Consider the following 25,031-nt stretch of genomic DNA (forward strand, 5'->3'; position numbering starts at 1 on the left):
TAACATCTTTTTATTCTTGTTCTCTTCTGCTTCCAATATGACATGAAAAGGAAGTTTATGAGCCAAAAGTTTATAAGTTCATGAGTTAAAAATACTCTAAACTTTGAACTACTAAACTCTGAACTCCACTCAAAGATCTTGTTGGTGGCTATTGGCCCGGACGGTGCGACGATTCGCTTCACATCTTCCCAATCCAATGTCACAAATTAAACCAACAGAAAATCTTGTTGGTGGCTATTGGCCCGGACGGTGCGACGATTCGCTTCACATCTTCCCAATCCAATGTCACACATAAACCAACAGAAAATCTTGTTGGTGGCTATTGGCCCGGACGGTGCGACGATTCGCTTCACATCTTCCCAATCCAATGTCACACATAAACCAACAGAAAATCTTGTTGGTGGCTATTGGCCCGGTGTTCACCTCTTCCCATCCCGAACAGAGAAGTTAAGCCCGGAACCGCCGATGATACTTGGGTCAAACCTGGTAAAGTAGGTAGCCGCCACAATACCATTAAACGAAGACCATCTCTAAAGGATGGTCTTTTTTGCGTGCTTAAGGCCGCGCCCCGTGTTGAGCGCAACTCCGACCCAACAGAGAAGTCAAGCGGGGCTGCCTAAGCGGGGCTGCCTAAGCGGGGCTGCCTAAGCGGGGCTGCCTAAGCCCGCAACCGCCGATGATACCGCGCCACGCAGGCTTGGATTAGGCATCCCCGATCAAACCTGGTAAAACAGGCGCGCCGCGCAGGCTAGACGCCACAATACCATTACATACACAAGCCATCCTTTTGAGTTGTTCTTTGTTGTTTACCACTTCACACACTGCACAAGCCGGTATCATCAGCGGTTCCTGGCTGGTAAAGCAACGGGGCACGCCTGGTGCCGGAACGCGTCGGCCGAACACGCTGTCCAGTCTCATAATACTATTTCAGGTAAATCCCAAAAGGAGGGTGTTTATGTAGTTTCCCGATGCGCTTAAGCAGGGCCGGGCTGCGCTTGATGCCCAAACCGGGGCGATACCGTAATCGCCATTTTTTTATCCAAGTGTTGTTATAAAATAAAGAACCATCCCTTGCGAAGACAGTCCTATATTTTACCTGTAATTATTTAATATCTCAAAAGAGATCAAGGAATCTCAATAGATATATTCATGTCATTAATAAACTTTCTGCTTCTGATTATTTGCCGTAGCTTTTATACCACTTCAAGTATTGCAATGCTTGTTCCACCTATGTGTCTGATGTTTTTAAACTGGTAATCAGTCTGATATAATTCGTTAAGTGCGGACCAAACACCTTGCCAATTTGTATAGTCATGCCAAATAATTAAACCACCCGTGCGCATTATGGAAAGTATCTTTCGACTGTCATTCAGGACGTATTCATACGCATGTGATCCATCAATGAACGCCAGATCCACTGAATTTTCATATTCCGCGAATGAAAAAGTAGCTGAATCACCATAAACCTGATTGATTTTATAGGCCATCGGATGCCCAACAAACCGCTCTCCTGATGATTCTTTTTTTACATATCTGATTTCTCCTTCTTCAATTTTCATCTGGGTTGAATCAAGATCACTGCTTGGCAGGTCCAGCGTAATAATCTTTGCATCAGGCTCTGTATTAAGAGCCATGTTTAATGTAGTTCGTCCCTGAAAAGTGCCGATTTCAAAAATTGTTTTCGGATTTAATTTTTTGACCAGATTGCTAATCACTTTTAATTCGAATTCCGTCGTGTGACCAAATCCACATTCATATACTCCTTCACATGTTGCGTGATCATTGCCCAGTAATTCGAACACATCTGTTTTTGGAATAATAAACGGATCAACAGGTATAATATCTTCTGGATTTTGTTGATGTCTATAGACTTGGTAAAGAGACAAGAGTGAATTTCTTCGGTCGCTATTAAACATTCCTAGGGTCATTGTATAACCAATTCTCCGGGCTACACCAAGATACAACCGAGCATCGTTTACCAATTTTTTCATAGTGCGAATATAAGTTTTTAGTGAAATTCTTTGAATACCTTAGTTAGTTTCGAACTATAAGGTAAGTATATACCTATAAATATTAATACAATCTATAGATTTTGTTTGAAATTACGGATTTATCGTAATTTGATATTTGTTTCTGCAATTATGAAATAGCAGAAACGTATAATAATTGGAAAGGAATTAATCGAAGTGATTTTATTGGTTTATTTCAAAATTCTTATTGTGGGATATTTGAAATAAACCAATAAATATTTATATGACTAGGACTGTTTGGTATTAGTAGGTGAAGTTTCAACCCCGGAAACAGGTTTATTTTGGTTTTCGGAAGGACGCCTTAATACGCCAAAGGTACCCCGCCAGATTTTTCCTCTTCTTGTTTTTTTATCTCCTTTTCCCATAACAATTGAGTTTTAAAGTTAAGAAAATGTCAGACTGCAAAAATAAAATATGGAAATAAAAATGGAAAGCACAGATAAGTATTAATTTGAAAATTTTCTGTCAAATTATCTATAAACAAGCACTAATTTGAAATTACAGATAAATTTCAGCCCATCTTAAATCTTCGGGTGTGGTAATCTTGATATTTTCATAAGCACCTTCAATCAGCTGAATTGTATAACCTGCTGATTCTAGCACACTGGCACAATCGGTAAAATTTGCCTGATATGAAGCAGTAAACGCTTTTTGCATCCAGTCAAGACGAAAGGTCTGGGGAGTCTGAATTAAACGAAATGCAGTTCTGTCTTCTGAGATATTATCTCCATCTTTATTAATTTTCCGGATGGAATCTTTCATTGGGACGCTAACTATAGCAGATCCGAATTCTGATGCATGCTGAAAGCTTTCAGAAATAATTTGTTTACTAATTATTGGCCGAACTCCATCATGAACCGCTACAAGGCCAATATCAGCATTTATACTATTAAGCCCATTTTTAACAGAATCAAATCGGGTATTCCCGCCAGCAATAAGTAATAAAGATTCATGGAAAGAATACTGTTTGCATAACAGTTGCCAGTATTCAAACTGATTTTCTGGCAAAACCAATATGATGGAAAGCTTATCCGAATAATTTCTGAACGCTTTTATTGTATGCATCAAAATGGGTAGGCCATTCAACGCTATGAATTGTTTTGGAATATCGCTTTTCATGCGACTTCCTGTACCGCCTGCTACAATTATAACGTATTCCTGCATAATATCTTCCTTAAAGAATTTATAATAAAAAAGTCATTTACGATATGAATTGCTGCAAAACAATCTGACCGTAAATGACCTATAGTATTTCAGTGACTGCTGATTATTAGATAATCAGCATAGCATCTCCATAAGTAAAAAATTTGTATTTCTCTTTTATGGCAAGTTCATATGCTTTCATAACAAGGTCAAAACCTCCAAATGCGCAGGCCGACATCAATAGAATTGATTCCGGCAATTGGAAGTTAGACAACATTGCATTCGCAATTTTAAATTCGTAAGGAGGGAAAACAAATTTATCAGTCCATCCTTCAACCGCTTTTAAATGACCACTTGCCGAAACAGATGATTCAATAGCTTTTAAAGAAGTAGTTCCAACAGCGCAAACACGTTTTTTAGAATCTATCGAAGTATTAACAATGTCTGCACTTGCCTGCGTTATCCTGTAATTTTCTGAATCAGTTTTGTGTTTTGTTAAATCCTCAACATCCACAGTACGAAAAGTTCCTAAGCCAACATGTAAAGTAACCGGAGCAAAATTCACACCTTTTATTTCCAGGCGTTTCATCATTGCTTTTGTAAAATGCAATCCTGCCGTAGGTGCTGCCACAGCTCCGATATGTTCAGCGAAAATAGTCTGGAACCGCTCACGGTCAGCACTTTCAACTTTACGACGGGAAATGATTTCAGGAGGAAGCGGAGTTTCACCCAATTCATCCACCAGTTTCATAAATTCGTCGTTATTTCCATCATATAGAAAACGAATAGTACGTCCGCGTGAAGTAGTATTATCAATAACTTCTGCTACAAGGTCACTATCTCCAAAATATAATTTATTACCGACACGGATTTTACGGGCAGGATCAACCAAAACGTCCCATAAACGCATTTCCCGGTTAAGTTCGCGCAAAAGAAATACTTCAATTTTAGCTCCTGTTTTTTCCTTTTGACCATAAAGACGGGCAGGAAATACCTTCGTATCATTAATAGCCATTGTGTCACCATCATCAAAGTAATTGATAAGATCGGCAAACATTTTGTGTTCTATTTCTCCTGTTTTACGATGTACAACCATTAAGCGTGATTCGCCGCGGTCTGTAGGATGAAGTGCAATAAGGCTTTGGGGTAAGTCAAATTTAAATTCGGATAGCTTCATAGCTGGTTATTCAGTGAAATTCGATAGTCGTTCAGACCTTGGGTGGGTCAAATTGAAACAGTTATTATTCGTATTTTTTTAGTAATCTCTAATATCAAAACTTAGTGGTGGATGTTTTATTTTTCATATTTTAAATCAAAAATAAGAACATAGGGATACTAATTTTTGTATCATTTATACAAGCCAGAATTATTGGAATTTCCAAAAAATTAAGACCGCAAAAGTAGTAAATTTTATGAGAGAATCCTAGGAAAATACCATTTTTAGTTATTGTTGAACCGCCGTGTTCTCCATTTTGATATATTCGCTGATACAGAATCGTTTATTGGTGTTTCAACAGGCTTTAATGATGTGGCTAAATGAGCAGTTATTAGTGCAGCCAGCATTTCAGAACTTGGTTTTTGTTCTCTTTTTAAATTCTCGGCCGAGAAATACTTGTTAACAAAATTCGTATCAAATTCCCCACTTACAAATGCTTTATGCTGCATTACAAATCGACAAAAAGGAAGTGTAGTTTCTACTCCCGAAATTTGATATTCGTCAATTGCCCGTACCATTTTATTAATCGCTTCATCACGATTTTCACCATAAGTGATCAGTTTGGCAATCATGGGATCATAATAGATGGGAATGTCCATACCTTGTTCAAATCCATCATCTACTCTTACGCCATTTCCCTGTGGCCTGTTGTATGTCTGGAGAGTTCCTACATCGGGCAGGAAGTCGTTGGCTGCATCTTCAGCATATACCCTGGCCTCTATGGCGTGTCCTTTTATGATAAGGTTATCCTGGCTAATAGATAATGGATTGCCTTCCGCAATTAAAATCATTTGTTTTACCAGGTCAACGCCAGTAATCTGCTCGGTTACCGGATGTTCTACCTGCAATCTGGTATTCATTTCCAGAAAATAAAAGTTACGGGACTCGTCCATGATAAATTCTACGGTTCCTGCTCCGTAATAATCACATGAGCGCGCAACATCAATAGCGCATTTTCCCATTGCTTCGCGGATTTCAGGAGTAACGGATATCGAAGGGGCCTCTTCAATTACTTTTTGATGGCGCCGCTGGATAGAACATTCACGTTCAAATAAATGGATGATATTGCCATAATGATCTCCCAATACCTGTATTTCAATATGTTTCGGGGAAGTGATATATTTTTCAATGAAAACTGATCCGTCTCCAAACGAAGAGATTGCCTCACTGACTGCGCGATCCATCTGCTCGTCAAATTCGGTATCCCGATTTACTATTCGCATACCTTTACCGCCACCACCTGCACTTGCTTTTATTAATATCGGATATCCGATAGACGCAGCAATGGTCTTAGCTTCCAGTCTGTCTGTTATGGCCGACGAAGTCCCTGGAACCATTGGAATGTTATATTTACCCGCAGCCTGTTTGGCAGTCAGTTTGTTTCCCATTATGGCAATGGAAGTATCCGACGGGCCAATAAAAATTAAGCCTGCTTCTTTGACTTTCTTCGCAAAGTCAGCATTTTCTGAGAGGAAGCCGTAACCAGGATGAATGGCATCTGCATTTAATTCTTTACATATATTTATTATTTTATCTCCCCTCAGATATGATTCAGAAGATGAGGCCGGGCCAACACAAACTGCCTCATCCGCATATCTTACATGTGGGGACATTCTGTCGGCTTCACTAAAAATAGCAACAGTTAATATACCCATTTCCCGGGCTGTACGCATAATTCTCAGGGCAATTTCTCCACGGTTAGCAACAAGTATTTTTTTTATCGGAGGCATGAATATCTAATAGGATACTGGTGGTAAGGTGTAGAATAATAGCTGATTTTTAACTGCAGTATTTTTATTATTTTACTAACTTACAAAATGCTTGGAAGATAAGTCATTATTAAGGTAAGGTTATTTTTTTTATTTTTGTATTTATCTAACAACGTAATCATTGGTTACCTACAATAAATCAGAAGCGAGTGGATATTTTTGAGAAATTGCAAAACAACTCAGGACCTATCGGGACTCCTGCCAAAATGCTGAACAGCCATCATTATTTTTCATTTCCAATGCTGGAAGGAGAGCTTGGTCCCCGTATGCGTTTTATGGGTCGTGAAGTTTTGAACTGGAGTCTTAATAATTACCTTGGCCTTGCAAACCATCCGGAGGTTAGAAAAGCAGATGCAGATGCAGCAGCAAAGTGGGGTCTTGCTTATCCTATGGGTGCAAGAATGATGTCGGGGAACTCTGTCCAGCATGAAGAATTTGAAAAAGAATTAGCTGAGTTTGTAGGGAAAAAAGATGCATTTCTTTTAAACTACGGATATCAGGGAATTATGTCAGCAATCGAGTGTATTTGTGATTACCGCGATGTGATCGTTTACGATGCGGAATCTCATGCATGTATAATAGATGGAATCCGTTTGCATAAGGCTAAACTTGGTGAATATTACAAGTTTAACCATAATGATATGGAAAGCCTGGAAAAAAACCTGAAACGTGCCACAAAAGTAGCCAACGAAAAGGGTGGTGGTGTTCTGGTTATTACTGAGGGCGTATTCGGGATGTCGGGAAAGGTTGGAGATCTTAAGGCAATTGTTGAACTAAAGAAAAAATATGATTTCCGCTTGCTTGTAGATGATGCACACGGTTTCGGGACAATGGGTGAAACCGGCGCGGGTGTTGGAGAATTGTTGGGTGTACAAAAAGACATCGATCTGTATTTCTCGACTTTCGCTAAATCTATGGCGGCTATTGGTGCATTCATTGCTTCGGACAATCCTGAAATAATTATGTATTTGAAATATAACATGCGTTCCCAGACTTACGCAAAAGCACTTCCAATGCCTTTTGTAGAAGCGGGACGTAAGCGTTTGGAAATAATTAAGGCAACCCCTGAATTAAGGACCAAGCTTTGGGAAAATGTCGCAGCCATGCAAAATGGCTTACGCAACCGCGGATTCAACATCGGATCAACGGAATCACCCGTTACGCCTGTTTTCCTGCATAGTGAAGGTGGAGTTCCGGAAGTGACCAGAATGGTGCGTGACCTTCGTGAAAATATGGGTGTCTTCTGTTCAATAGTAGTTTACCCGGTTGTTCCCAAAGGACAAATCATGCTTCGTATTATTCCAACTGCTTCTCATACGCTGGAAGATGTTGAATATACACTTGATGCATTTACAACTCTGGCTGACAAATTAAAAAACCGGGTGTATCAGATTGAAGATGTACAGGAGGTTGTAGAATAGAGAAATATGCATTTTTAGATTGCAGGAGGCATTTTTCATTAAATGCCTCTTTTTTTGATAATTTTGATGAAATTAATTAATTAATTAAGTTTCTGATTATCAGTTGTTTAGATGTTTTGTGGAATTTAAATTGTATTATAGAAGTGTTTTTTTTTGTTTTTTGGGTTGTGATAATGCTTTTAATTACTAAATTTCGGGGAAACATGCGTTTTTAGCGTGTTTTGGGCATTTTTAAACTAAAAATAAATAAAGACCATGGCAAGATTTGATGAAGTAAAGGATCTGATCCTTTCCCTTGAAGGAGACTTTGATAAGTTCTACAACAAAGAAAACCAAGCTGCGGGTACTCGTGTACGCAAAGGCATGCAGGATCTTAAAACGTTGGCTCAAGAAATCCGCTCAGAAGTTCAGGATAAGAAAAATGCTGCTGAAAAGTAATAGTATTTTAAACACACAGACATTTGGGAGCCCGATTCGTTAGAATCGGGCTTTTTTTAGAATATTTTGTCATTGATCATTGTTGCGATTCCTCTCGTAACTACTTTTTTGGTAGTAATATCTACGATTTCTGTTGATATTTCAGCTATATGTTTTTCTTCCTGGATCGACTTGATCGTAAAAACGGCTTTATAGTCTGTTTCCACATACATAGGCCGGAGAAATTCCAGGGTTTGTTTTAGATAAACTGAACCAAAGCCTGGAAACTGGGTTCCTAAAACTTTCGTAAAAACCGTTGCTCCCAGTATTCCGTGAATAATCGGGCGTTTAAAATTTGTAGTCGCAGCATAAGCCGCATCCAAGTGAAGTGGATTATTATCTCCGGTTAATTCTGCAAAGCGTATCACTTCATCCTGGGTGAAACGAAAAAAATGGTCAAAACTGGCATTTACAACAGGCTCAATATTCATAAGATCATTTTATTATAAATTATTCTTTTGCAAAATACTAAAAAAAGGAAGCTACCTTTTGTGGTAACTTCCTTTTTTAATGAAAAATATATGGATTTTATTCTTCGGTTTCCTCTGCAATAACCGCAAATTCTACGGTTTCTTCTACTTCATCAATAAGTTTAGGAGCTCTTGAGTTATTACGCTTGTCCTTGAATTTTTTCACCTGCATTTTCAACGTATCTACTGCTAAATCAGTTGCCTCTTCAAATGTTGTTCCTTGTTCTTTTACAAACATCGTTCCTCCCGGTACATAAAGTTTAACTTCGAGAAGTTTGGTGTGTAATTTGGCGTTATCACTTTTATCTAATTTTAAGAACACCTCACCACTTGTAATCTGATCGTAAAATGTATCCAGTTTATCCAGTTTTTGTTGGATGAATGATAACAATTTTGGATCCGCATCAAAGTGAATTGCTTGCATCTGCAGTCTCATAAGCACTTAGGTTTAAGGTAAAACATAACTTCAAACCATTCATCACAAAATTCATACCTGATAGTACGGCGGTTTTGATTACCACTCTTGAATAAGTGCAAAACACAGGATTTTCCTGCAATTGCCATGATGAACGGTATTTTAAATAAAGAAAATTAATACCTTAATGTCAAGCAAATTGAGAGGTTTATTCGAATTTATTTTAATAATAATATCTAACTAGTCCCTAATCAGGCTTCTTCTAAAAGTGTCCGAAAAGAGACATACTGACCATTAAATTTTTGATGATGTTTTTCCTGCAATTCTTCCTGATGGTGTGTTTGATAAGCAAGAAAATCTTCCATTGTCCTGAATTTAAATTGAGATGTGTAGGTAGAGCCTTCATTTTCTATCTCGGTCAGTAACCTCAGCAGTTTAACTTCAACTGGCAGATTGGTAGCCAGGATCTCAGGTATGTGAATTGTTTTCATATAAGTAAGCCATTCTTTTTCAGATGGATAACTAATATTTACTGTAATGTTATAGATAATCATTGGTTATCGGGATTTTGTAATTTATATTTTATTGCAAATATGGCACATAAATGTTTACTACTTCTTTAATACATTGTTCAACTTCGGCTGTTACATTATTTGGGAGAAGGTAGTTTGGTGGTTACCTTTGTTATTACCATTAATCACCATAATCTGTTCTTATATTTATGAATATTCTTATACATGCTCATTCGGGCTTGCGTTACGTTGTACTTGCATTATTGATTGCAGCTATTATCGTCGCATATTCCAATTGGCAAAGTGCAAAGCAGGGAGACAGCAAAATTTATTTATTTGCTTTCATTGCCACTCATACCCAGCTTTTGATTGGACTGATCCTGTTTTTTATGAGCCCAAAAGTCAATTTTGATTTTATCAGCGATAAATTTTACCGTTTCTTTACCATCGAACACGGATTTACGATGCTGATAGCGATTGCATTGATCACAGTTGGCAGAATCAGATCTAAAAAACTGGAAGGTGCCAATAAGCATAGAACCGTTCTTTATTTTTATGCCATGGCTTTAATCATTATTATGGTAGCGATTCCATGGCCTTTCAGGAATCTCGGATCGGGATGGTTTTAAGGAGCCGCCGGCAATCAGCTTTCGGCTTTTGGACTAACTTTGATAGCCGAAAGCCGAAAGCCGATTGCCGAAAACTTACCCAAATAACTCACTGGAAAGGTATCTGTCTCCGCGGTCACAAACTATAAATACAATTACTCCTGAGGTCAGTTCTTTTGCGAGCTCAATGGCTGCCCACGCAGCGCCTCCGCTACTCATACCAGCAAATACTGCCTCTTCTTTGGCTAATCTGCGTGTCATTGCAACGGCATTCTCCTGAGTGACTTCCATAACCCGGTCGACTCTGTTTCTATCAAATATTTTTGGCAAATATTCTTCAGGCCATTTCCGTATACCCGGAATACTTGATCCGTCTGTCGGCTGACATCCGATGATCTGCACATTTTCATTTTGTTCTTTCAGATAACGTGAGACACCCATAATGGTACCGGTAGTACCCATAGACGATACAAAATGTGTGATCTTTTGATTGGTATCTTTCCAGATTTCAGATCCGGTCGTCTTATAATGTGCTTTCCAGTTATCAGGATTTGCAAACTGGTTCAGCATAAAGTATCCGTTATCAGCTGCCAGCTTTTCTGCATAATCCCGGGCACCTTCCATTGTTTCTGTCAATGTAACTTTTGCGCCGAAAGCTTCCATAGTCAATACACGTTCACGGGTAGAATTCTGTGGCATGATCAATTCAATTTCTACCTCGAACAAACTTGCGATCATAGCCAATGCAATCCCGGTATTTCCACTTGTGGCTTCTATGAGCTTTGTTCCGGATTTTATTTCTCCACGATCCAATGCACCCTTAATCATGCTGTAAGCAGCCCGGTCTTTTACACTGCCGCCAGGGTTATTGCCTTCCAGTTTACCATATATTTTTACCTGAGGATTCGGATTAATCCGGTTTAATTCAACAAGTGGAGTGTTGCCAACCAAGTCGAGAAGTGAGGACATCTGGAGAATTATAAATACGTGATATTATTCTTAAAATTAACTTTTAAAAAGTCGTAACATTTAAACTTAAAATGATGCGCAATGATTCCTCAACAACATCGCATATCATTGTTAGCTTTGGTCTTCAGATGAGAAATTGAAAATTTATTTGTAATGGATATTTCTAAAATCATATTTACTCTATCAATCTAATGGAGAGCAAATGTAATTGATAATTATTTTGTGGCAGTAAAAAAAGTTAGTGTTCCCAAAAGATAATCATCTATTGAAGTGGAATGTGTGCCGCCTGAAATAGTAATCAGTTCAACATCAGCTGCACTAAGTTTTTTCATGGCAGTTACAGCATTGACAGAATTGAAGTAAAAAACCAATGGATCGGCATCTCCATGAAACAGCCGTGTAGGGGTTTTAGGTTTCCAGTTATAGACATTGTTATCTGCAATCGCATTGATAAAACCTGTATCAGCTCCATCATTCAATAATTTCTTGAACGAATCATTCAGGATTGTATTAAAACTATCAGCAATAGGATAATCTATTCCCAGTTTAGCGATTTGAGTTGCTTCGGGTTCTTTGAAATAATAAGAAGCAGGTTTATTCAGATTATATAATCGATCGTAAGTTAACAACACCCACAGATAACTTTTGTTATAGCTGGCTACTCCGGAAGTTTTATTGTTAATAATGTAATTCATGAAGGCAGTTTTGTCATATGCACCAGCTCCACAGCTCGAAGCTCGAAGGTTAAATTCCGATGAAGCTTCTTCTTCAATTTTTTTTGCAATGACATGGTTGCATACCCGCCTTCTGAATAACCCGCAATGTATAATTTCTCATCCCATTTTACTTCTGCATGTCCTTTCAGGAACTCTTTTGCTGCTCGGAGCATATCCAGTGAAGCCGAAGCAAGTGACGCTCTATGCTCGTAGGGATGTGGATACCCCTTTGAAGCACCATATCCAATGTAGTCGGGATAGGCGATAATATAACCAAGCGAACCAAATAATGAACCAAAAGAGGCACCTTCTGAGCCAGGATTAAAATGCGATGGAGCGGACTCATCGTTAGTAATAGTACCATGCTGCACGCTAATCATAGACACAGACTGGTCTGTAACAGGTAGAATAATAGCTCCGGAAGCTATAATTTCATTACCATCTGTATTTTTTGTTTTATATGTAATTCTGTATGCTTTTACCCCATTTTTTACAAATCCAGGTAAGAGTGGGCTCAGGGCAGTAGCACTTTGCAAGATTGTTTCCTTTGGTATTTCCCTGATAAGGCTGTCATCTTCCAGATACTGATTTTCTACAATCGGATCAGGCGTGTTATTGCTGTCGCAGGCTGTCAGGAACAAAAAGCACCCAAAAACAAGAATATAGATTTTTTGAAAGTAAAAAGAAGGAGTAAATTTTTTCATAGCGTTAATATTGAATAAGTCAGTATTCTGTTTGAGTTAACGAATACTGACTTATTTTAGATCAATAAAAAAAATTATATTGAAGAAATTTTCTCCAAATACCAGTTTATCATTCTTGCCGTTGCATCCGGACGTTCTACCATACCCAGGTGTCCGGCTTCAGCAAGAATAAACGGATAACTTTGTTTAGGATAACCTGACAATTCAATACAGCTTTCAAAAGGTATAAGTTTGTCCTGCATACCAATAATAAATAATACCGGAAATGGCATAGACGCCAGTACAGCTGTCCGGTCTGTCCTGTCACGCATGGCAATAATGCCGGCTATCAATGCCTGGGCAGGTAATTTACCATAGCGTTGAATGTGGGCATTGATCTTTTCAGGATATATTTCCTTAAACCTGTCTCCAAACAGATTCGGGGCAGTATGTTTTACAAAAGCCTCAGTACCATGGTTTTTGAGAAGATCAATGGTTTGGTTGCGCTGATGCTTTTTAGCTTCATCGTCAGCAAAAGCAGTTGAGTGAAACAGTCCAAAACCTTCAAGCATTTCAGGATATTTTTCAGCAAACGCAAGTGCAATATAGCCGCCCATTGAGTGACCGATCAATGTGCATTTCTGAATAGTGGCATTGGTTAAAAAACGATGTAATTCTCCGGCATAATCTTCTACCGACTGACAGAATGTGAAGAGTGAAATATTGGGCCTTACAATGGTAAAAGCGTCGTTGAGAGCAGCATCAAGATAATCCCAGATCGTGTCGTCCACGCCATGGCCATGCAATAATACTAAAGTTTTCCGGTGTAGATTCATAACAATTTACTGTCAAGGTTTAGTACTTGTTTGTTTAAATATACATAAAGCTTACTCTAATTACACTTTTCAAAGGAAATGATTTCGGAATCAGCAGAATCCGGTTCAATAAAAAATACCTGAACAGAGACTGCCCAGGTAATATTTATAAAGAATAATTAACTGCTATTTTCACTTCACGTCCTTTGCCATTTCTTCCTCCCGCAAAGCCCTTCTCAGGATTTTACCCACATTCGTTTTAGGTAATTCTATCCGGAATTCTATTTGTTTCGGGCACTTGTATGCTGTCAGATTTTCTTTGCAAAAAGCTTTTACGGTGTCTTCGGTTAGATCCGGATCTTTTTTGACAATAAATACTTTAACGAGTTCTCCTGTTTTCTCACTCGGGATACCAACACATGCTACTTCCAGCACGCCCGGACATTGCGCTATTACATCTTCTATCTCATTGGGATATACATTAAAACCGGAAACAAGGATCATGTCCTTTTTCCTGTCAACGATTTTAAAAAATCCATCTTCGTCTTCTATACCAATATCGCCTGTCCGGAACCAACGGCCGTTTTCGTCTTCAAAAATAACCTTTATAGTTTCATCCGGGCGGTTGTAATATCCAAGCATAATCTGCGGGCCTTTTGCACAGATTTCTCCTCTTTCTCCAATATCAGCCCAGGTATTATCGTCACGCAGGATGCGCATCTCCGTACTTGGAAATGGCAATCCTATTGTACCCAGTCTGTGATTTCCATCCAATGGGCTTACTGACAATACGGGCGAAGTTTCAGAAAGGCCATAGCCTTCAATCAAAACACAGCCAGTTACCTCTTCCCAGCGCTTGGCCACCACTTTTTGCAACGCCATTCCTCCGGCAATTGAAATCATCAATTCACTGAAATCTACGTCTTTAAAACTGACATTGTTTAACAGGCCGTTAAAAAGCGTATTTAATCCCGGGAAAATATGAATTTTATATTTTTTAAGCTCTTTTACAAAAGCCGGCATATCTCTTGGGTTCGTGATAAGGACATTTAAAGCTCCCCATTTTATCCCACATAATGCGTTGACTGTCATCGCAAAAACGTGATATAGAGGTAACGGAGCCACCATATTTATTTGCCCCGTATGATTAGAATGCTTCATTTTGGACATGAGCCATTCATTAATCCCCTCCACGTTTGCGATCAGGTTACGGTGTGTAAGCATAGCCCCTTTAGCAACTCCTGTGGTACCACCGGTATACTGAATAAAAGCTATATCAATACCTGAAACATGAGGCCTTTTGTACGAGATCTGTGCGCCGGTCTTTAATGCATCGTTGAAAGAGACAGCCTGAGGTAAATGATAATCAGGAATCATTTTCTTCACGTATTTCAGCACCGCATTGACAATCTGCTTTTTAGGAAATCCGAGCATGTCACCTATCTCGGTGATAATTACGTGCTCAATACCAGTATTAGCAATAATCTTTTCCAGATTTGCCGCAAAATTGGCCACAATAACAATCGCCTTTGCACCGGAATCATCAAACTGGTGCTGCATTTCCCTGCTTGTGTACAGCGGATTGGTATTAACAATTGTTAGTCCCGCCCTGAGCGCACCGAACATGGCAATAGGGTATTGCAGAATATTTGGCATCTGAATTGCAATACGGTCGCCTTGTTTCAGGCCTATACTTTCCAGGTATGAAGCAAAATTCCGGGACAACAGATCAAGTTCTTTATAAGTGATTTGTTTCCCAAGATTAGTATACGCGGGCTGATCCGCATTATTTTTAAAACCAGTCTCCATCAAATCCAGCAACGAAGTATATGCATCCGGATTTATTTCATACGGTACTCCATCGGGATAATGTTTTAACCAGGGATATGTATCTTTTGATATGGACATCATAAATTATTCAGTCAGGCAACGTTTATTGATTCATATATTATCAAACAATAAATTAAGACAAAAATTTATAAAATCAGTGCTATTAATTTATGAAAGTATGATTTTAATATAAAACGGCATAGTAATCATGAAACAGCTTTAATTTGTTTTTTTCATTTCCCAGAGCCATAGTAAGCCTTCGTCGGAATCATTGATATCCGCAGTTTGTGCAAAACCAACTTTTTGTAAAATCTGGCAGGAAGCATTTTCCTCAGGTAATGTATGGGCAATCACTTTATGTACGCCACTTCTGGAAAAAGCATGCTGTACCAGTCCCATAGCGGTTTCGGTTCCCAGTCCCTTCATTCTGTGGGAAGGTGCTATTTCATAACCAATTTCAACTGTTCCTTGTAGAATCCGGTTCGCCCTTGTAACCACAGGATCCAATAAGTTGGTTATCAGGAATATGAATAGTCAGGTATACCCACCATTCACGAAGCGGAGGATGCGCTTTCCACCGGTCGTAGGAGGGAGTAAAAGTGTCCCTGAATTCGGTCCATTTTTTAGGGACATTCACACCCATCACACGGGCCAGCGTATTATTGCCCATCCGTATCGCGTCAAACAGCGTATCGTCACAGGGTACAATTCTTAAATTGGGGGTAATAATCATAGAATAATATCTTAAAAAAGATCAGAACCCCCAATTTAAGTAAAATCATTGTGAGTTGTTTTCATCAAAACGATCTGTGATCACTTTCCGTATAGCCTGGTACGGACGCATACCGGTACTTTGGGTACGTGTAACTGCCCGGTCAGTAGTTGCGTTAGCCTTGGCGCGTAGTGCCAGGTTGGAAACAGTCAGATGGCTGTTACGCCAGTAATCGTATTCCTCTTCATTCATAACCTCGCGCGTAACCTGCCCATGTGCGTAACCGTCACCAAATGAATGCGTACGGCTGTCGGTTAATGCCTGTTTACGCTCTTCTTCAAGTTTAGCGATTTCAGCAGTAATATCTTTTTCTTCCTTTTTTAATTCTTCCCACGATGGCAATACTGACAACTCATTTTCCAGGATATTCCTTTGTATCAAATGATTGGATAAAGCAATTTGCACAGGCTCCATTTGTTTAACGATTTTTTTACGACGTCTCCGCAACTGCCATAATTTGGGGTCTATCTGTAGCCAGCGATACCAGAATCCTTGTAAAACGGGTAATGCCATACCCAGTGAAACTGCTCCTGCAATGGCAAATAAGACGCCGCTTAATACAAAAGAGAGCAAAGCCCACGGACTGTTGACCAGATCCAGATTCAGCTGATCTGTATTTCTTAATGCCTGTTCAATCTTGTTGGCAAGTTCCGGACTGTTGACGGGATTACCAGTTAAGGGATCGACAGCATTTAACTGCAAATATTTTACCGATTTATTAATAGCTTCTTTTAACTTGTCTGTTCTGTAAGCTTCATATCTGAACCAGCCCAGAACAATTAAAGTCACAACCGTGAAAATGGACAAAACCAGTTTGAACGTTGCATATCTTGACTTTGCCTTGTGCGAATCTTCTTTGTGATAAGGCTCTTCGATCAGCCGGTCGTAAGCTGGTTTTAATAAGATTGATAGCATAGCAAGGCCAATCGCAAATGCCCAGGCTTCATTGGGATTCCTGATATTGAGTGCGTAAGCTACAATTTCGTGCGAAATAATTAAGTCGCCCGCCACAAATGAAATTCCAGCTGCCAGAAATATCAATCCTGCAATCAATGAATATACCGGTGCCTTATCGCAGCGCTTTTCTCTCAACAGCCCGGTATGGGAATCAATGCCGGCAATAGACGATTCCATATCCTGAACCTGTTTGGAACTGCTGTTTAGTCCTGTTACTTCCTGTTGCAGCTTATCGTAGGATATTTTTTGTTGGCGAAGCGTGTCCTGATATTTGTTCTTTACAACTGCAAGTTGTTCTTTTTTCTGATTCAGATTATCTGTAATCCAGTCATGGCTGACCTGGCTGGCCAGATAACCTTCATATCCCTGACGTTCTAATCCTTCAATACCGCTACTATATCCATGCTGGTAATCACCATTCTGGTTTAAATTCTGCTCATCCATGTTGTTATATTTTTGTCCGGTTTCCCGGTATGATGATTAATTGAAATGATTGAATACGAAAACTATTCGTACGACGGACCTAGCCGAAAGCTTTCTTATTCTCCCTTTTGAATATAACTCAATTGCTTTCCGGTCAACTGGTTTTTCATACGGCGTGCCAGGAAAAATTCGCTTTCAAATAGTTTGATAAGCATATCCCTTTTTGCAAACAAACGGTCACGTTCTGTTTCAGCTGCGCTTTGCTCTCTTACAACCTGCCATTTTTTTACACGTAATTCATCTACTTCTTCCTGCAAAACAAGTATTTCTTCTTCCCAGCTGGCAGAATCATCTGTATACCGTTTTTGATCTCTCATCACACCAAGCCAGGATTGCAGATCGGTACGTAAAACGGTAATGTTGCTAAGGAATAGTTTTCCGGCAAAAAGGAAGAGGAACAGTACAAATACAAATAATGCACTTGCCTGTAACCAGCTTTGGTATGGCAGGGCATTGGCAAAAACGAATAATGCGGCAGCAAAAGGCAATCCGGTTTCTTCCAAAAGCGGCCGCCACGTAACTTTAGTTTCCACATTATGGAACATGGAAATACGCCCAAACAGGCTAAACATTCCTGCCAGGAAAATTCCCAGAGCAATCCAGGAACTTTCTGCAAAAGCAGGCCTTAAAGACTGCCGTATCAGAAAAAAGTTTCCGATACACATGGCAATGCAAAGACTCAGTCCAATCAGTGTCCGTGGCAAATGATGGTCTGAATCTGTTTTGGCAGCTTCGTGCTCGTTTAGCCGAATTTTCAATTCTTCAATCCGGTCAGTTTTTTTGCCAATAAAAAGATTTAATTCCTGGATGCGTTCATTATGCTGTTCAATATAGCTAACAGGTTCTGCGGCAAGCTGGGAGAAATATTTTTGGATGATATCTGTTTTCTCAGTCGGCTCAGACTCTGATAACCCAAACAGGACGCCCTCATCGCGCAAAGTATCTTCGTCGGAAAGCCAATAGGGAATGCTTACTTCTGATTTTGTCAATGAAGAAGATTTCGTTTCAGATAACAGGTTGTCCTTTGTATTTACCTGGATGTCGTTAAGCGGAAGCAAATTTTGCCCTGAAAGATCGGCAGGATTTTTATTGGTTTCCCGTTCAGTTTCGGGTTCTTCGTCATAATACTGATCTTCGTCAGATTTTGATGCCCGGAATAAACCGGAAATGTATTCAGTGAATTTGGCCATATTTTTTCATGGATTAGCCTGCGATTATCCATGAAAACTGAATATTAACCTACATTATTGTGATAGCCGGTTATTAAAATTGGGTAAACCGCTCTTAATTAGACGTTTCAAACATTTTTTGTAATGCCTGCCAGAGTTTCTTTTTCAGGTCTCGTTCCGCTTCAATTACTACCAGAGGATCTGTTAAAAGAAACCATATTCCTTCAACCATTTTGGGGGTATACGGAATCATCAAAAGGTCCAGGTGAAGTTTGGCAAGTGGTACACCAAACGTTATGAAGTAATTAGTCCGTTTTTCTGCAAGTACATTTCGTGCATCCGATTTTGGTAAAAAACTGAAATTGATAATATCAGCACTATCGATAGAAGATTTAACGGCTTTTAAAATATTATCTAGAAAAAGCGCTTCCGAAATGATCATTTCTTTTTGTTTCGGTTCATCAATCAGGATTAAAATTTTATGCTGCAAAACAGGAAAATTCCCGATCGACGGTACATCTGTTTTTATTATTTCAAGTTTGGGAGAAAGTGGAATTTCGACAGGGTTGTCAATAGCAATAATAACCGGTTTTTCAGGAACCACAGTTTCAACCGGAGCAATTATGGCGGGAACAGCGGTTACAGAGGATTTAATATTTTCCTCAGAAATTACTTCTTTTTCATGCACAATTTCACTTTCGGCTTTGGTTTCATGTAACTGAAATAAAGTGTCATTCTGAAAAAGGATCTGAAAAAGCGCTGCTGAACTCATTTGAAATATGGAAAAAGGTATTTATAACAGAAAGTAAATTTTTATTTCAGGCCCTTCAATGCAGTTTCACCAACAGATCCAATGTAACACATTGCTGTAAAGGTTTTAAATAGATCTATTCATGAAATGTCCCGAAGAGACTGTAACGGGTAAACAATATTACAGTATCCGGGTTCCCATTACACATTTGTTCAAAACTCTTCATTCTTAATTCAAGATTCCTTTAAAAGCTCCAGATTCCAATCTTTTTTTCTGTGCCTGAATTTCCAGATTAGAATATTCTACACTGCTGGAATATTTTTTGAAATGAACGGCGAGTCCATTTTTAACCAGTTCCTTGTTAAGCACTTTTCCATCCGGAAGTATGACTTCACCTAATAACCGGCCATATCTGTCAAAGTTACCCGCATGTTTTATAGTTACTATTTTCCTGAAGCATTTATCAGAAGTAAATTGTTTGGCAATCTTGTAAAAAGGCTTGCCACGCTCCGGGCTATTTACATGTAAAAAGCGGATTCTTAACGGTTTACCCATCCTGAAACCTGCTTTTTTTCCTGTGAAAATAAATTTCATTTCAATCGTATCCCCATCCTGAATTCCGATTACTTCTGCTCTTAGCGGATTGGGTAAAATATCACTGGCAGGAATTTTAATTTTCGCTTTGTCCTGTGATGGCCTTTTAACCTGCTGAAAGGAAGTTAAACAGAAAACTAAAATGAGTAAAGAAAGGTAATTTCTTGTTAATCGGGAAGTTGTATTTTTTAGGCTTTGCACGCGTATTAATTCATAACGTTTGAAATGTAAAGGTAAAAATTTCTGATCCGGCGGCTATATTTTATCGGATTGAAATTACTTTAATTCTAATTTGTACCATTTGATGTCTTTCAAAGGCTGTCGGCGGGCTAGTGTAGCAGTAGGTGCGTAATATTTTTCAAGATAATCCAATACCTGCTTTTCAGTTTCTCCCAAATCCCACAGATTATGGTTTGCCTGCATCCAACGAATCTTTTGTTTCCAGCCATCTCTGGTAAATCTGTTCTGGATAATCAGCTTTGAAGAATGGCAGCTCGTGCATTGTGCCTTAACCATATAAAGATCTTTATCAACGATCATTCCCGTTTCAGCGTCTTTTTTTAATGTATCTGTGAATGACACAGAAGTCTTTACAGCAATGTTATTATCTGATCTTTTTCCGGTAAAAGAACTTGCCAGAATAACAAATCCGATAAGTCCCGCAATTAAATTTTTCATCATGTAATTTTTTATGTTCCCAGGGATATATACCCTGGGTTGAGGTATAAGAGCCTTTCAGGCTAGCGTTCCATTATCCTATTGAGTTCCCAGGGATATACCCTGGGTTGAGGTATAAGAGCCTTTCAGGCTAGCGTTCCATTCTCCTATTATGTTCCCAGGTATATACCCTGGGTTGAGGTATTAGAGCCTTTCAGGCTAGCTTTCCATTCTCCTATAGAGTTCCCAGGGATATACCCTGGGTTGAGGTATAGGAGCCTTTCAGGCTAGCGTTCCATTCTCCCCTTCCTCAATTTTCCCCTTCTACCATTAACCTTTTAACCTTTTAACCTTTTTTTATTCCACTTTCAAAGCAATCCGTTCGCAGGCGTTATTCAAATAGCCTCCCGGGTTCCAGGCAGGAATCACCATTGGCTGTGATACGGATTTGTCGTCCGTTGCGCGTACCCAAACTTCATAATAGCCTTTCAGAGGTAACTTTATTTTAGTATTCCAATGTTGCCATGCCAACCGGTTTACAGGTGCTTCCAGTTTGCAATTCTGCCAGGTAGAGCCAAAATCAATAGAAACATCTACGGTTTTTATTGCTCTGTCACCTGCCCATGCATGTCCCCTTAAAGGAAGTTCTGCTCCTGCCGGGATAATGGCTCCTGATTTTGGAAAAGTGATAATAGACTTCACCGGCATCGACTCGATGATCTTAAAATATTCATCAGTTTGTGGAACGTCCTGCCCTGGCGAAACCGGGTTTTTTGGCATTTTATAACTATGCCCCTCCATTTTGGCGCCGTCGTGAACCTTGTTACGGATTGAGATTGAACTTAACCACTTTCCGGATACAGAAGCCGGCCAGCCTCCAATTACCAACCGCAATGGATAGCCATGGAATTCAGGAATATCTTTTCCATTCAGCTGCCATGCAATCAATGTTTCGTCTTCCATAGCTTTGGCAATAGGTACGCCTCTTGAAATGGCTTCTTTTTTAGGATCACGGCTCAGGTGCATATCCTTTCCATGGTATCCTATATATACAGCATCACTTTTTACACCTACATCATTTAGTATATCCTTCAACCGGACACCGGTCCATTCGGCGCAATGAACTGCACCCTGTCCCCACTGATTACCGGAAGTCTGCGGCTGAAAACCGGAACGCCCGTTTCCACCACATTCCAGTACAAGCTGATAAGTATATTGTTTGAAGCGTTTCTTCAGGTCTTGCAGCGTATAAGTTTTTGCAGATTTTGCAGACTCGCCATCAATGGTCAGGGTCCAGGTGCTGATATCTGCTTTTTCGGGAATCAGGCCGTTATTTCTGATAAACATTTTGTCGACAGGCGTAATACGGTCGTCCAGTAAATATAGCGGCGATTCTACATTCCAGGGTTTGTCCCCCTGAACGATCATATTAATATCTTTTCCTTTTAAAGCATCTTTCTCATCTAAAGCAATGGGAATGTATCTTTTCGGAAGTTTGTCGGCAAATACAATTTCACTTCCCAGGGCTGCAACAATAGCTGCCATGCTCGTTTTTTTAAAAAGCCTCGTCTGTCAAAAGCCAGTTTCATACATGCAGGATTCAGGTGTTTATGCAAAAATACAATGTTCCGTTTAGTTATGCCGTATTTAAATGGTTTGAATATGGATACAATAAATTGTCGTACGAAACCAAAAAGAAAGGTTACCCAACCGGATAACCTTTCTTTTTACTTTATATCTATTAAACTGATAAGAACTATATCGTCACCAAATTCTGTGTGTGCAATAGGTTCAACAGGAAGGTTAATTTAAAATTACATTTTGATAAAAGGCGTAGCAATTGCCAAAACCTCATCTTTTGTCAAAGTTTCGTCAAACGCTTCTGAAATGGCAGCATTTGATTTTCCGGATAGACCTGTAATATCTACTCCGCCCTGAGTCATATTGTCTTCTCCGTTATATATAGCCTGTACAGCAGGAATAAGAGGTTGTTTCCCGGTTATCCAGCCTTTAGTTGCAGCAGATGCATTTACGATAGCAAATATTCTGCGCGCCTCAGCCGCGTGGCGGGCTTCAACAGAGTGAACCTGAAGAGCAACCTGTAAAATAGCAGGATCCATCATCAAAGCGCCAGCCTGACCTTTGTATGCACGTACACCAGTATCTTCAAGTGCACTTGAAACTGTTATGAAAGTCTTGAAGTTGGTCAAAACATCACCAAAAGCACCACCATAGGTAAGATCAAATTCAGGTTTTGCTCTGTTGGCATCCGTTATTCCCAATGCTTTTTCAAGGTAAGCAACGTGCTGTGTTTCGTGTTTGCTGATCTGTGTAATTACAGTCTTGTAAGCATCCGGAACCAAGCCTGCTGCTGCAAGGCCGGCCTTGTAAAAATCGTCCTCCAGATATTCTAATGTAAGAGCAAATTTAAGTACGTCTACCGCTGATGCTGACTGAGCATATGCTTTGTTAACAATTGTAGCAAAAGCCATCGGTGCGGCAATGGCCATCACTTTGCTGCTCATGCGGTTCATGAAATGGCGGCGTGAAGCGTGCTCCAGACGACCAACTGCATCACCGTCAATTTTTTGTAATTCGTCAATTATTTTGAAAATATTCATTGTTTCTGAAATTGAAGTTGTGTTGGAAATTATTTACCCACGTTAGCACCTGTAACCTTTGTCTTTAGGAACGGCGCTACGGCAGCAAGAATAGTAGCCGGATCAAGTGCTTTATCAAGTCCATTTGTATCTACTACATCGTCTCCTGCAAAATCAGCTGAAAAAGGATTCAGCAGATCGCGTATTACGGATGCATGGCGAGCTTCAACAGAAACAATTTTACCAGCTAAAACCAGGTAAGCACCAGTTTTGATCAGATTTCCGGCACCATTATATGCAGCAACCCCGGTATCTTCGAAAACTTTTGCAGTACCCAAAACTGAGGCTCTGCTTGTAAAATCAATAGCAGAGAAATTTACTTCCAGTCCCGGAATAATAGCGGTTGGTGCTGCTGCTGTTAATGCAGCCTTAAAAAAGTCTCTGTGAATAATTTCGTGGTCACGGATGTCAGTCAGAATACTCAATTCAGCAGCAGAAATTCCTGAATAAGGTGTAGCAATTACTTGTGTGTAAAATGCTGCTTCTAGTTGTTCAAGCGCATAAGCATAGTTTAAAACGCCAACATCTCCTGAACCAAGGTCTACTGTTGTACCATCTGTCGGTGGCACGTCGTCATGGTCAGTACATGCAATAGCCATTGCGCCCAAAGAAGTAGCAATACCTGCTGACATTAAAAAAGAACGTCGGTTAAGCGACGATGACATTTTTTCTTCCTCTTTACCGGAATCGTTTTGTGAATTTTTAATTCTGTTCATAGCAATAAAAGGTTTTGTTTTCCTCTCGCCCATCGAAAGACAATCTGGAAAACCTACGCCCTTGTAAATACTTTAGATCAGTTGTTATTAAAATGAAGCAATGTGAACCAGGAAGTATGATGCTTAAAACGGAAGAAAAATTAATAAGTATCGTATCTAGTTGCCTTCTTTTCAGGTAGTTGAGAGATAATAATTATTCTACAAAAAAATTAATTATTTCCTGGAAATTTTACCAAAAAATACCAAAACAATTTGAAGCAGAGCATGAAAACAACAGGGATCGCTTGTTTGAAACACCAGAAAAGCATAACAAAAGGAATGGTCTGAAAACAAAAAAATCCACTGCTGGATCTTTTTTGTTTTCAGACTAATCGATAGAAAAATAATATAACGTTGAGAAAAATAATGATATAGTGCGTAAGTGGGTCTTATAGTGTGAAATAATACTACTAAGAATTGTAGCCCATTTGATATTTGAAAATGAAATAAATTCTACACAAATATAGATAATTATATGTATTTGAGAAATTTAATTCAATTATTTTTTATTAAATTAAATTGTAGAGCAGGCTTCCGATAAAAGGGAATACTACTACGGCAAATACAAATGAGGTATTTTTCATCAAATTGTAGGAATTTTCATAAATAAAAGACTAATATTTATATAGAATAAAATTTATAAATAACTGTTTATCAGCGTATTATGTGCTTGTATTCTTTCTGGTTTAATTATATTGGACATTCTGATAAAGAGTACATCTACAATAATAAATGTTTCAGGTAACATCTTACAATCATGAAAAAACAAATTATTTCAGCAATTGCCCTGTTACTCACATCGTTTGTTTCTGTACAGGCAAATGATCTACCACAATCAAATACAATTATCTCGGCTGCTCAGGAAAAAGTGGCTGTTAAGCCCGAAGATCTGCCGGAAGCAATTAAAACTACACTTGCGAGTGATGCTTATGCAGGATGGCAGGTAGTAAGCGCTTTTTTAGTAACCAAAGCAGATAACACACAGGTTTATGAGATATCTCTGAAAAAAGGAGAAGAATCATCCACTGTTAATCTGGACAAAGAAGGAAAGAAAGTAGAATAAATTGACTTGTTTTAAATAAAATCGTAAAAGTAGGAGCCGGAGAATTATTTCTCCGGCTTTTGGCGTTTGTTTTTTATAATTTTACGTTTTATCAGC

Annotated in this window: 27 protein-coding genes, 2 rRNA genes and 1 pseudogene (1 of these 30 cut by a window edge); 6 read left to right on the forward strand and 24 right to left on the reverse strand. The window is 39.1% G+C overall.

Features of this window, described 5'->3' with window-relative positions; translation table 11 throughout:
- A 23S ribosomal RNA gene (locus KZC02_RS19000) occupies position 1 on the forward strand (it extends 2,822 nt beyond the left edge of the window).
- Between the two features lie 395 nt (positions 2 to 396).
- Positions 397 to 508, forward strand: a 5S ribosomal RNA gene (rrf, locus tag KZC02_RS19005).
- 194 nt (positions 509 to 702) lie between these two features.
- On the opposite strand, the gene KZC02_RS19010 is transcribed toward rrf, so the two are convergent.
- The 6 genes from KZC02_RS19010 to KZC02_RS19035 form a co-directional block, all read right to left on the reverse strand.
- The gene (locus KZC02_RS19010) at positions 703 to 903 is read right to left on the reverse strand and encodes a hypothetical protein (protein ID WP_221390138.1); all 201 of its coding nucleotides are present in this window, start codon (positions 901 to 903) and stop codon (positions 703 to 705) included.
- A 290-nt stretch (positions 904 to 1,193) separates the two neighbouring features.
- Positions 1,194 to 1,991, reverse strand: coding sequence for an O-methyltransferase (locus KZC02_RS19015; protein ID WP_221390139.1), 798 nt, complete (start codon positions 1,989 to 1,991; stop codon positions 1,194 to 1,196).
- 266 nt (positions 1,992 to 2,257) lie between these two features.
- Positions 2,258 to 2,395, reverse strand: a complete 138-nt coding sequence (locus KZC02_RS19020) for a 30S ribosomal protein THX (protein WP_221390140.1) — start codon at positions 2,393 to 2,395, stop codon at positions 2,258 to 2,260.
- Positions 2,396 to 2,528: 133 nt separating this feature from the next.
- Positions 2,529 to 3,194: a 2-C-methyl-D-erythritol 4-phosphate cytidylyltransferase gene (locus tag KZC02_RS19025; protein ID WP_221390141.1), complete on the reverse strand. Its 666-nt coding sequence runs from the start codon at positions 3,192 to 3,194 to the stop codon at positions 2,529 to 2,531.
- A 106-nt stretch (positions 3,195 to 3,300) separates the two neighbouring features.
- Positions 3,301 to 4,350 (reverse strand): tRNA preQ1(34) S-adenosylmethionine ribosyltransferase-isomerase QueA, encoded by a 1,050-nt coding sequence (gene queA, locus KZC02_RS19030; RefSeq protein ID WP_221390142.1) that lies wholly within the window; start codon positions 4,348 to 4,350, stop codon positions 3,301 to 3,303.
- A gap of 263 nt (positions 4,351 to 4,613) precedes the next feature.
- Positions 4,614 to 6,119: an acetyl/propionyl/methylcrotonyl-CoA carboxylase subunit alpha gene (locus KZC02_RS19035; protein WP_221390143.1), complete on the reverse strand. Its 1,506-nt coding sequence runs from the start codon at positions 6,117 to 6,119 to the stop codon at positions 4,614 to 4,616.
- A 188-nt stretch (positions 6,120 to 6,307) separates the two neighbouring features.
- On the opposite strand from KZC02_RS19035, the gene KZC02_RS19040 reads away from it, so the two are divergent.
- Together KZC02_RS19040 and KZC02_RS19045 are read left to right on the forward strand one after the other, a co-directional pair.
- Entirely contained in the window at positions 6,308 to 7,579 is a 1,272-nt protein-coding gene (locus tag KZC02_RS19040; protein WP_221390144.1) for a pyridoxal phosphate-dependent aminotransferase family protein, read from the forward strand.
- Positions 7,580 to 7,834: 255 nt separating this feature from the next.
- Positions 7,835 to 8,017 (forward strand): histone H1, encoded by a 183-nt coding sequence (locus KZC02_RS19045; RefSeq protein WP_221390145.1) that lies wholly within the window; start codon positions 7,835 to 7,837, stop codon positions 8,015 to 8,017.
- A 56-nt stretch (positions 8,018 to 8,073) separates the two neighbouring features.
- On the opposite strand, the gene KZC02_RS19050 is transcribed toward KZC02_RS19045, so the two are convergent.
- The 3 genes from KZC02_RS19050 to KZC02_RS19060 form a co-directional block, all read right to left on the reverse strand.
- Complete coding sequence (locus tag KZC02_RS19050; RefSeq protein WP_221390146.1) at positions 8,074 to 8,487, reverse strand: MaoC family dehydratase; 414 nt, start codon at positions 8,485 to 8,487, stop codon at positions 8,074 to 8,076.
- A gap of 97 nt (positions 8,488 to 8,584) precedes the next feature.
- Positions 8,585 to 8,962, reverse strand: coding sequence for a ribosome hibernation-promoting factor, HPF/YfiA family (gene hpf / locus KZC02_RS19055; protein WP_221390147.1), 378 nt, complete (start codon positions 8,960 to 8,962; stop codon positions 8,585 to 8,587).
- Between the two features lie 230 nt (positions 8,963 to 9,192).
- Entirely contained in the window at positions 9,193 to 9,495 is a 303-nt protein-coding gene (locus tag KZC02_RS19060) for a DUF4286 family protein (protein ID WP_221390148.1), read from the reverse strand.
- 167 nt (positions 9,496 to 9,662) lie between these two features.
- On the opposite strand from KZC02_RS19060, the gene KZC02_RS19065 reads away from it, so the two are divergent.
- A complete protein-coding gene (locus KZC02_RS19065) occupies positions 9,663 to 10,082 on the forward strand; it encodes a cytochrome B (protein ID WP_221390149.1) in 420 nt (139 codons plus the stop codon).
- A gap of 75 nt (positions 10,083 to 10,157) precedes the next feature.
- Here the strand turns inward: KZC02_RS19065 and cysM are convergent, their stop codons facing one another.
- The 15 genes and pseudogenes from cysM to KZC02_RS19130 all read right to left on the reverse strand — a co-directional run bounded on the left by cysM (position 10,158) and on the right by KZC02_RS19130 (position 23,833).
- Entirely contained in the window at positions 10,158 to 11,030 is an 873-nt protein-coding gene (cysM, locus tag KZC02_RS19070) for a cysteine synthase CysM (RefSeq protein ID WP_221390150.1), read from the reverse strand.
- Between the two features lie 215 nt (positions 11,031 to 11,245).
- Complete coding sequence (locus KZC02_RS31960) at positions 11,246 to 11,725, reverse strand: hypothetical protein (protein ID WP_229253673.1); 480 nt, start codon at positions 11,723 to 11,725, stop codon at positions 11,246 to 11,248.
- Positions 11,722 to 12,450 (reverse strand): S9 family peptidase, encoded by a 729-nt coding sequence (locus tag KZC02_RS31965; RefSeq protein ID WP_229253674.1) that lies wholly within the window; start codon positions 12,448 to 12,450, stop codon positions 11,722 to 11,724. The genes KZC02_RS31960 and KZC02_RS31965 overlap by 4 nt, the downstream gene beginning before the upstream one ends.
- A gap of 74 nt (positions 12,451 to 12,524) precedes the next feature.
- Complete coding sequence (locus tag KZC02_RS19080) at positions 12,525 to 13,265, reverse strand: alpha/beta fold hydrolase (RefSeq protein WP_221390151.1); 741 nt, start codon at positions 13,263 to 13,265, stop codon at positions 12,525 to 12,527.
- A gap of 171 nt (positions 13,266 to 13,436) precedes the next feature.
- A complete protein-coding gene (locus tag KZC02_RS19085; protein ID WP_221390152.1) occupies positions 13,437 to 15,155 on the reverse strand; it encodes an AMP-binding protein in 1,719 nt (572 codons plus the stop codon).
- A 138-nt stretch (positions 15,156 to 15,293) separates the two neighbouring features.
- The gene (locus KZC02_RS31970) at positions 15,294 to 15,572 is read right to left on the reverse strand and encodes a GNAT family N-acetyltransferase (protein WP_229253675.1); all 279 of its coding nucleotides are present in this window, start codon (positions 15,570 to 15,572) and stop codon (positions 15,294 to 15,296) included.
- A complete protein-coding gene (locus KZC02_RS31975) occupies positions 15,532 to 15,807 on the reverse strand; it encodes a hypothetical protein (protein ID WP_229253676.1) in 276 nt (91 codons plus the stop codon). The genes KZC02_RS31970 and KZC02_RS31975 overlap by 41 nt, the downstream gene beginning before the upstream one ends.
- A gap of 45 nt (positions 15,808 to 15,852) precedes the next feature.
- The gene (locus KZC02_RS19095; protein WP_221390153.1) at positions 15,853 to 17,247 is read right to left on the reverse strand and encodes a hypothetical protein; all 1,395 of its coding nucleotides are present in this window, start codon (positions 17,245 to 17,247) and stop codon (positions 15,853 to 15,855) included.
- A gap of 95 nt (positions 17,248 to 17,342) precedes the next feature.
- Positions 17,343 to 18,476: a hypothetical protein gene (locus KZC02_RS19100; RefSeq protein ID WP_229253677.1), complete on the reverse strand. Its 1,134-nt coding sequence runs from the start codon at positions 18,474 to 18,476 to the stop codon at positions 17,343 to 17,345.
- Positions 18,477 to 18,570: 94 nt separating this feature from the next.
- Positions 18,571 to 19,227, reverse strand: coding sequence for a hypothetical protein (locus KZC02_RS19105; protein ID WP_221390154.1), 657 nt, complete (start codon positions 19,225 to 19,227; stop codon positions 18,571 to 18,573).
- Between the two features lie 207 nt (positions 19,228 to 19,434).
- A complete protein-coding gene (locus KZC02_RS31980; protein ID WP_229253678.1) occupies positions 19,435 to 20,001 on the reverse strand; it encodes a thermonuclease family protein in 567 nt (188 codons plus the stop codon).
- A gap of 75 nt (positions 20,002 to 20,076) precedes the next feature.
- Entirely contained in the window at positions 20,077 to 20,478 is a 402-nt protein-coding gene (locus KZC02_RS19115) for a hypothetical protein (RefSeq protein WP_221390155.1), read from the reverse strand.
- 336 nt (positions 20,479 to 20,814) lie between these two features.
- A pseudogene (locus KZC02_RS19120) lies at positions 20,815 to 22,046 on the reverse strand (sulfite oxidase).
- 225 nt (positions 22,047 to 22,271) lie between these two features.
- Positions 22,272 to 23,078: a ferritin-like domain-containing protein gene (locus tag KZC02_RS19125; RefSeq protein ID WP_221390157.1), complete on the reverse strand. Its 807-nt coding sequence runs from the start codon at positions 23,076 to 23,078 to the stop codon at positions 22,272 to 22,274.
- A gap of 29 nt (positions 23,079 to 23,107) precedes the next feature.
- A complete protein-coding gene (locus tag KZC02_RS19130; RefSeq protein ID WP_221390158.1) occupies positions 23,108 to 23,833 on the reverse strand; it encodes a ferritin-like domain-containing protein in 726 nt (241 codons plus the stop codon).
- Positions 23,834 to 24,629: 796 nt separating this feature from the next.
- Between KZC02_RS19130 and KZC02_RS19135 the strand changes: the two genes are divergently transcribed.
- A complete protein-coding gene (locus tag KZC02_RS19135) occupies positions 24,630 to 24,935 on the forward strand; it encodes a hypothetical protein (protein WP_221390159.1) in 306 nt (101 codons plus the stop codon).
- Positions 24,936 to 25,031: the final 96 nt, after the last annotated feature.

Source organism: Dyadobacter sp. NIV53, assembly GCF_019711195.1.
GTDB lineage: Bacteria > Bacteroidota > Bacteroidia > Cytophagales > Spirosomataceae > Dyadobacter.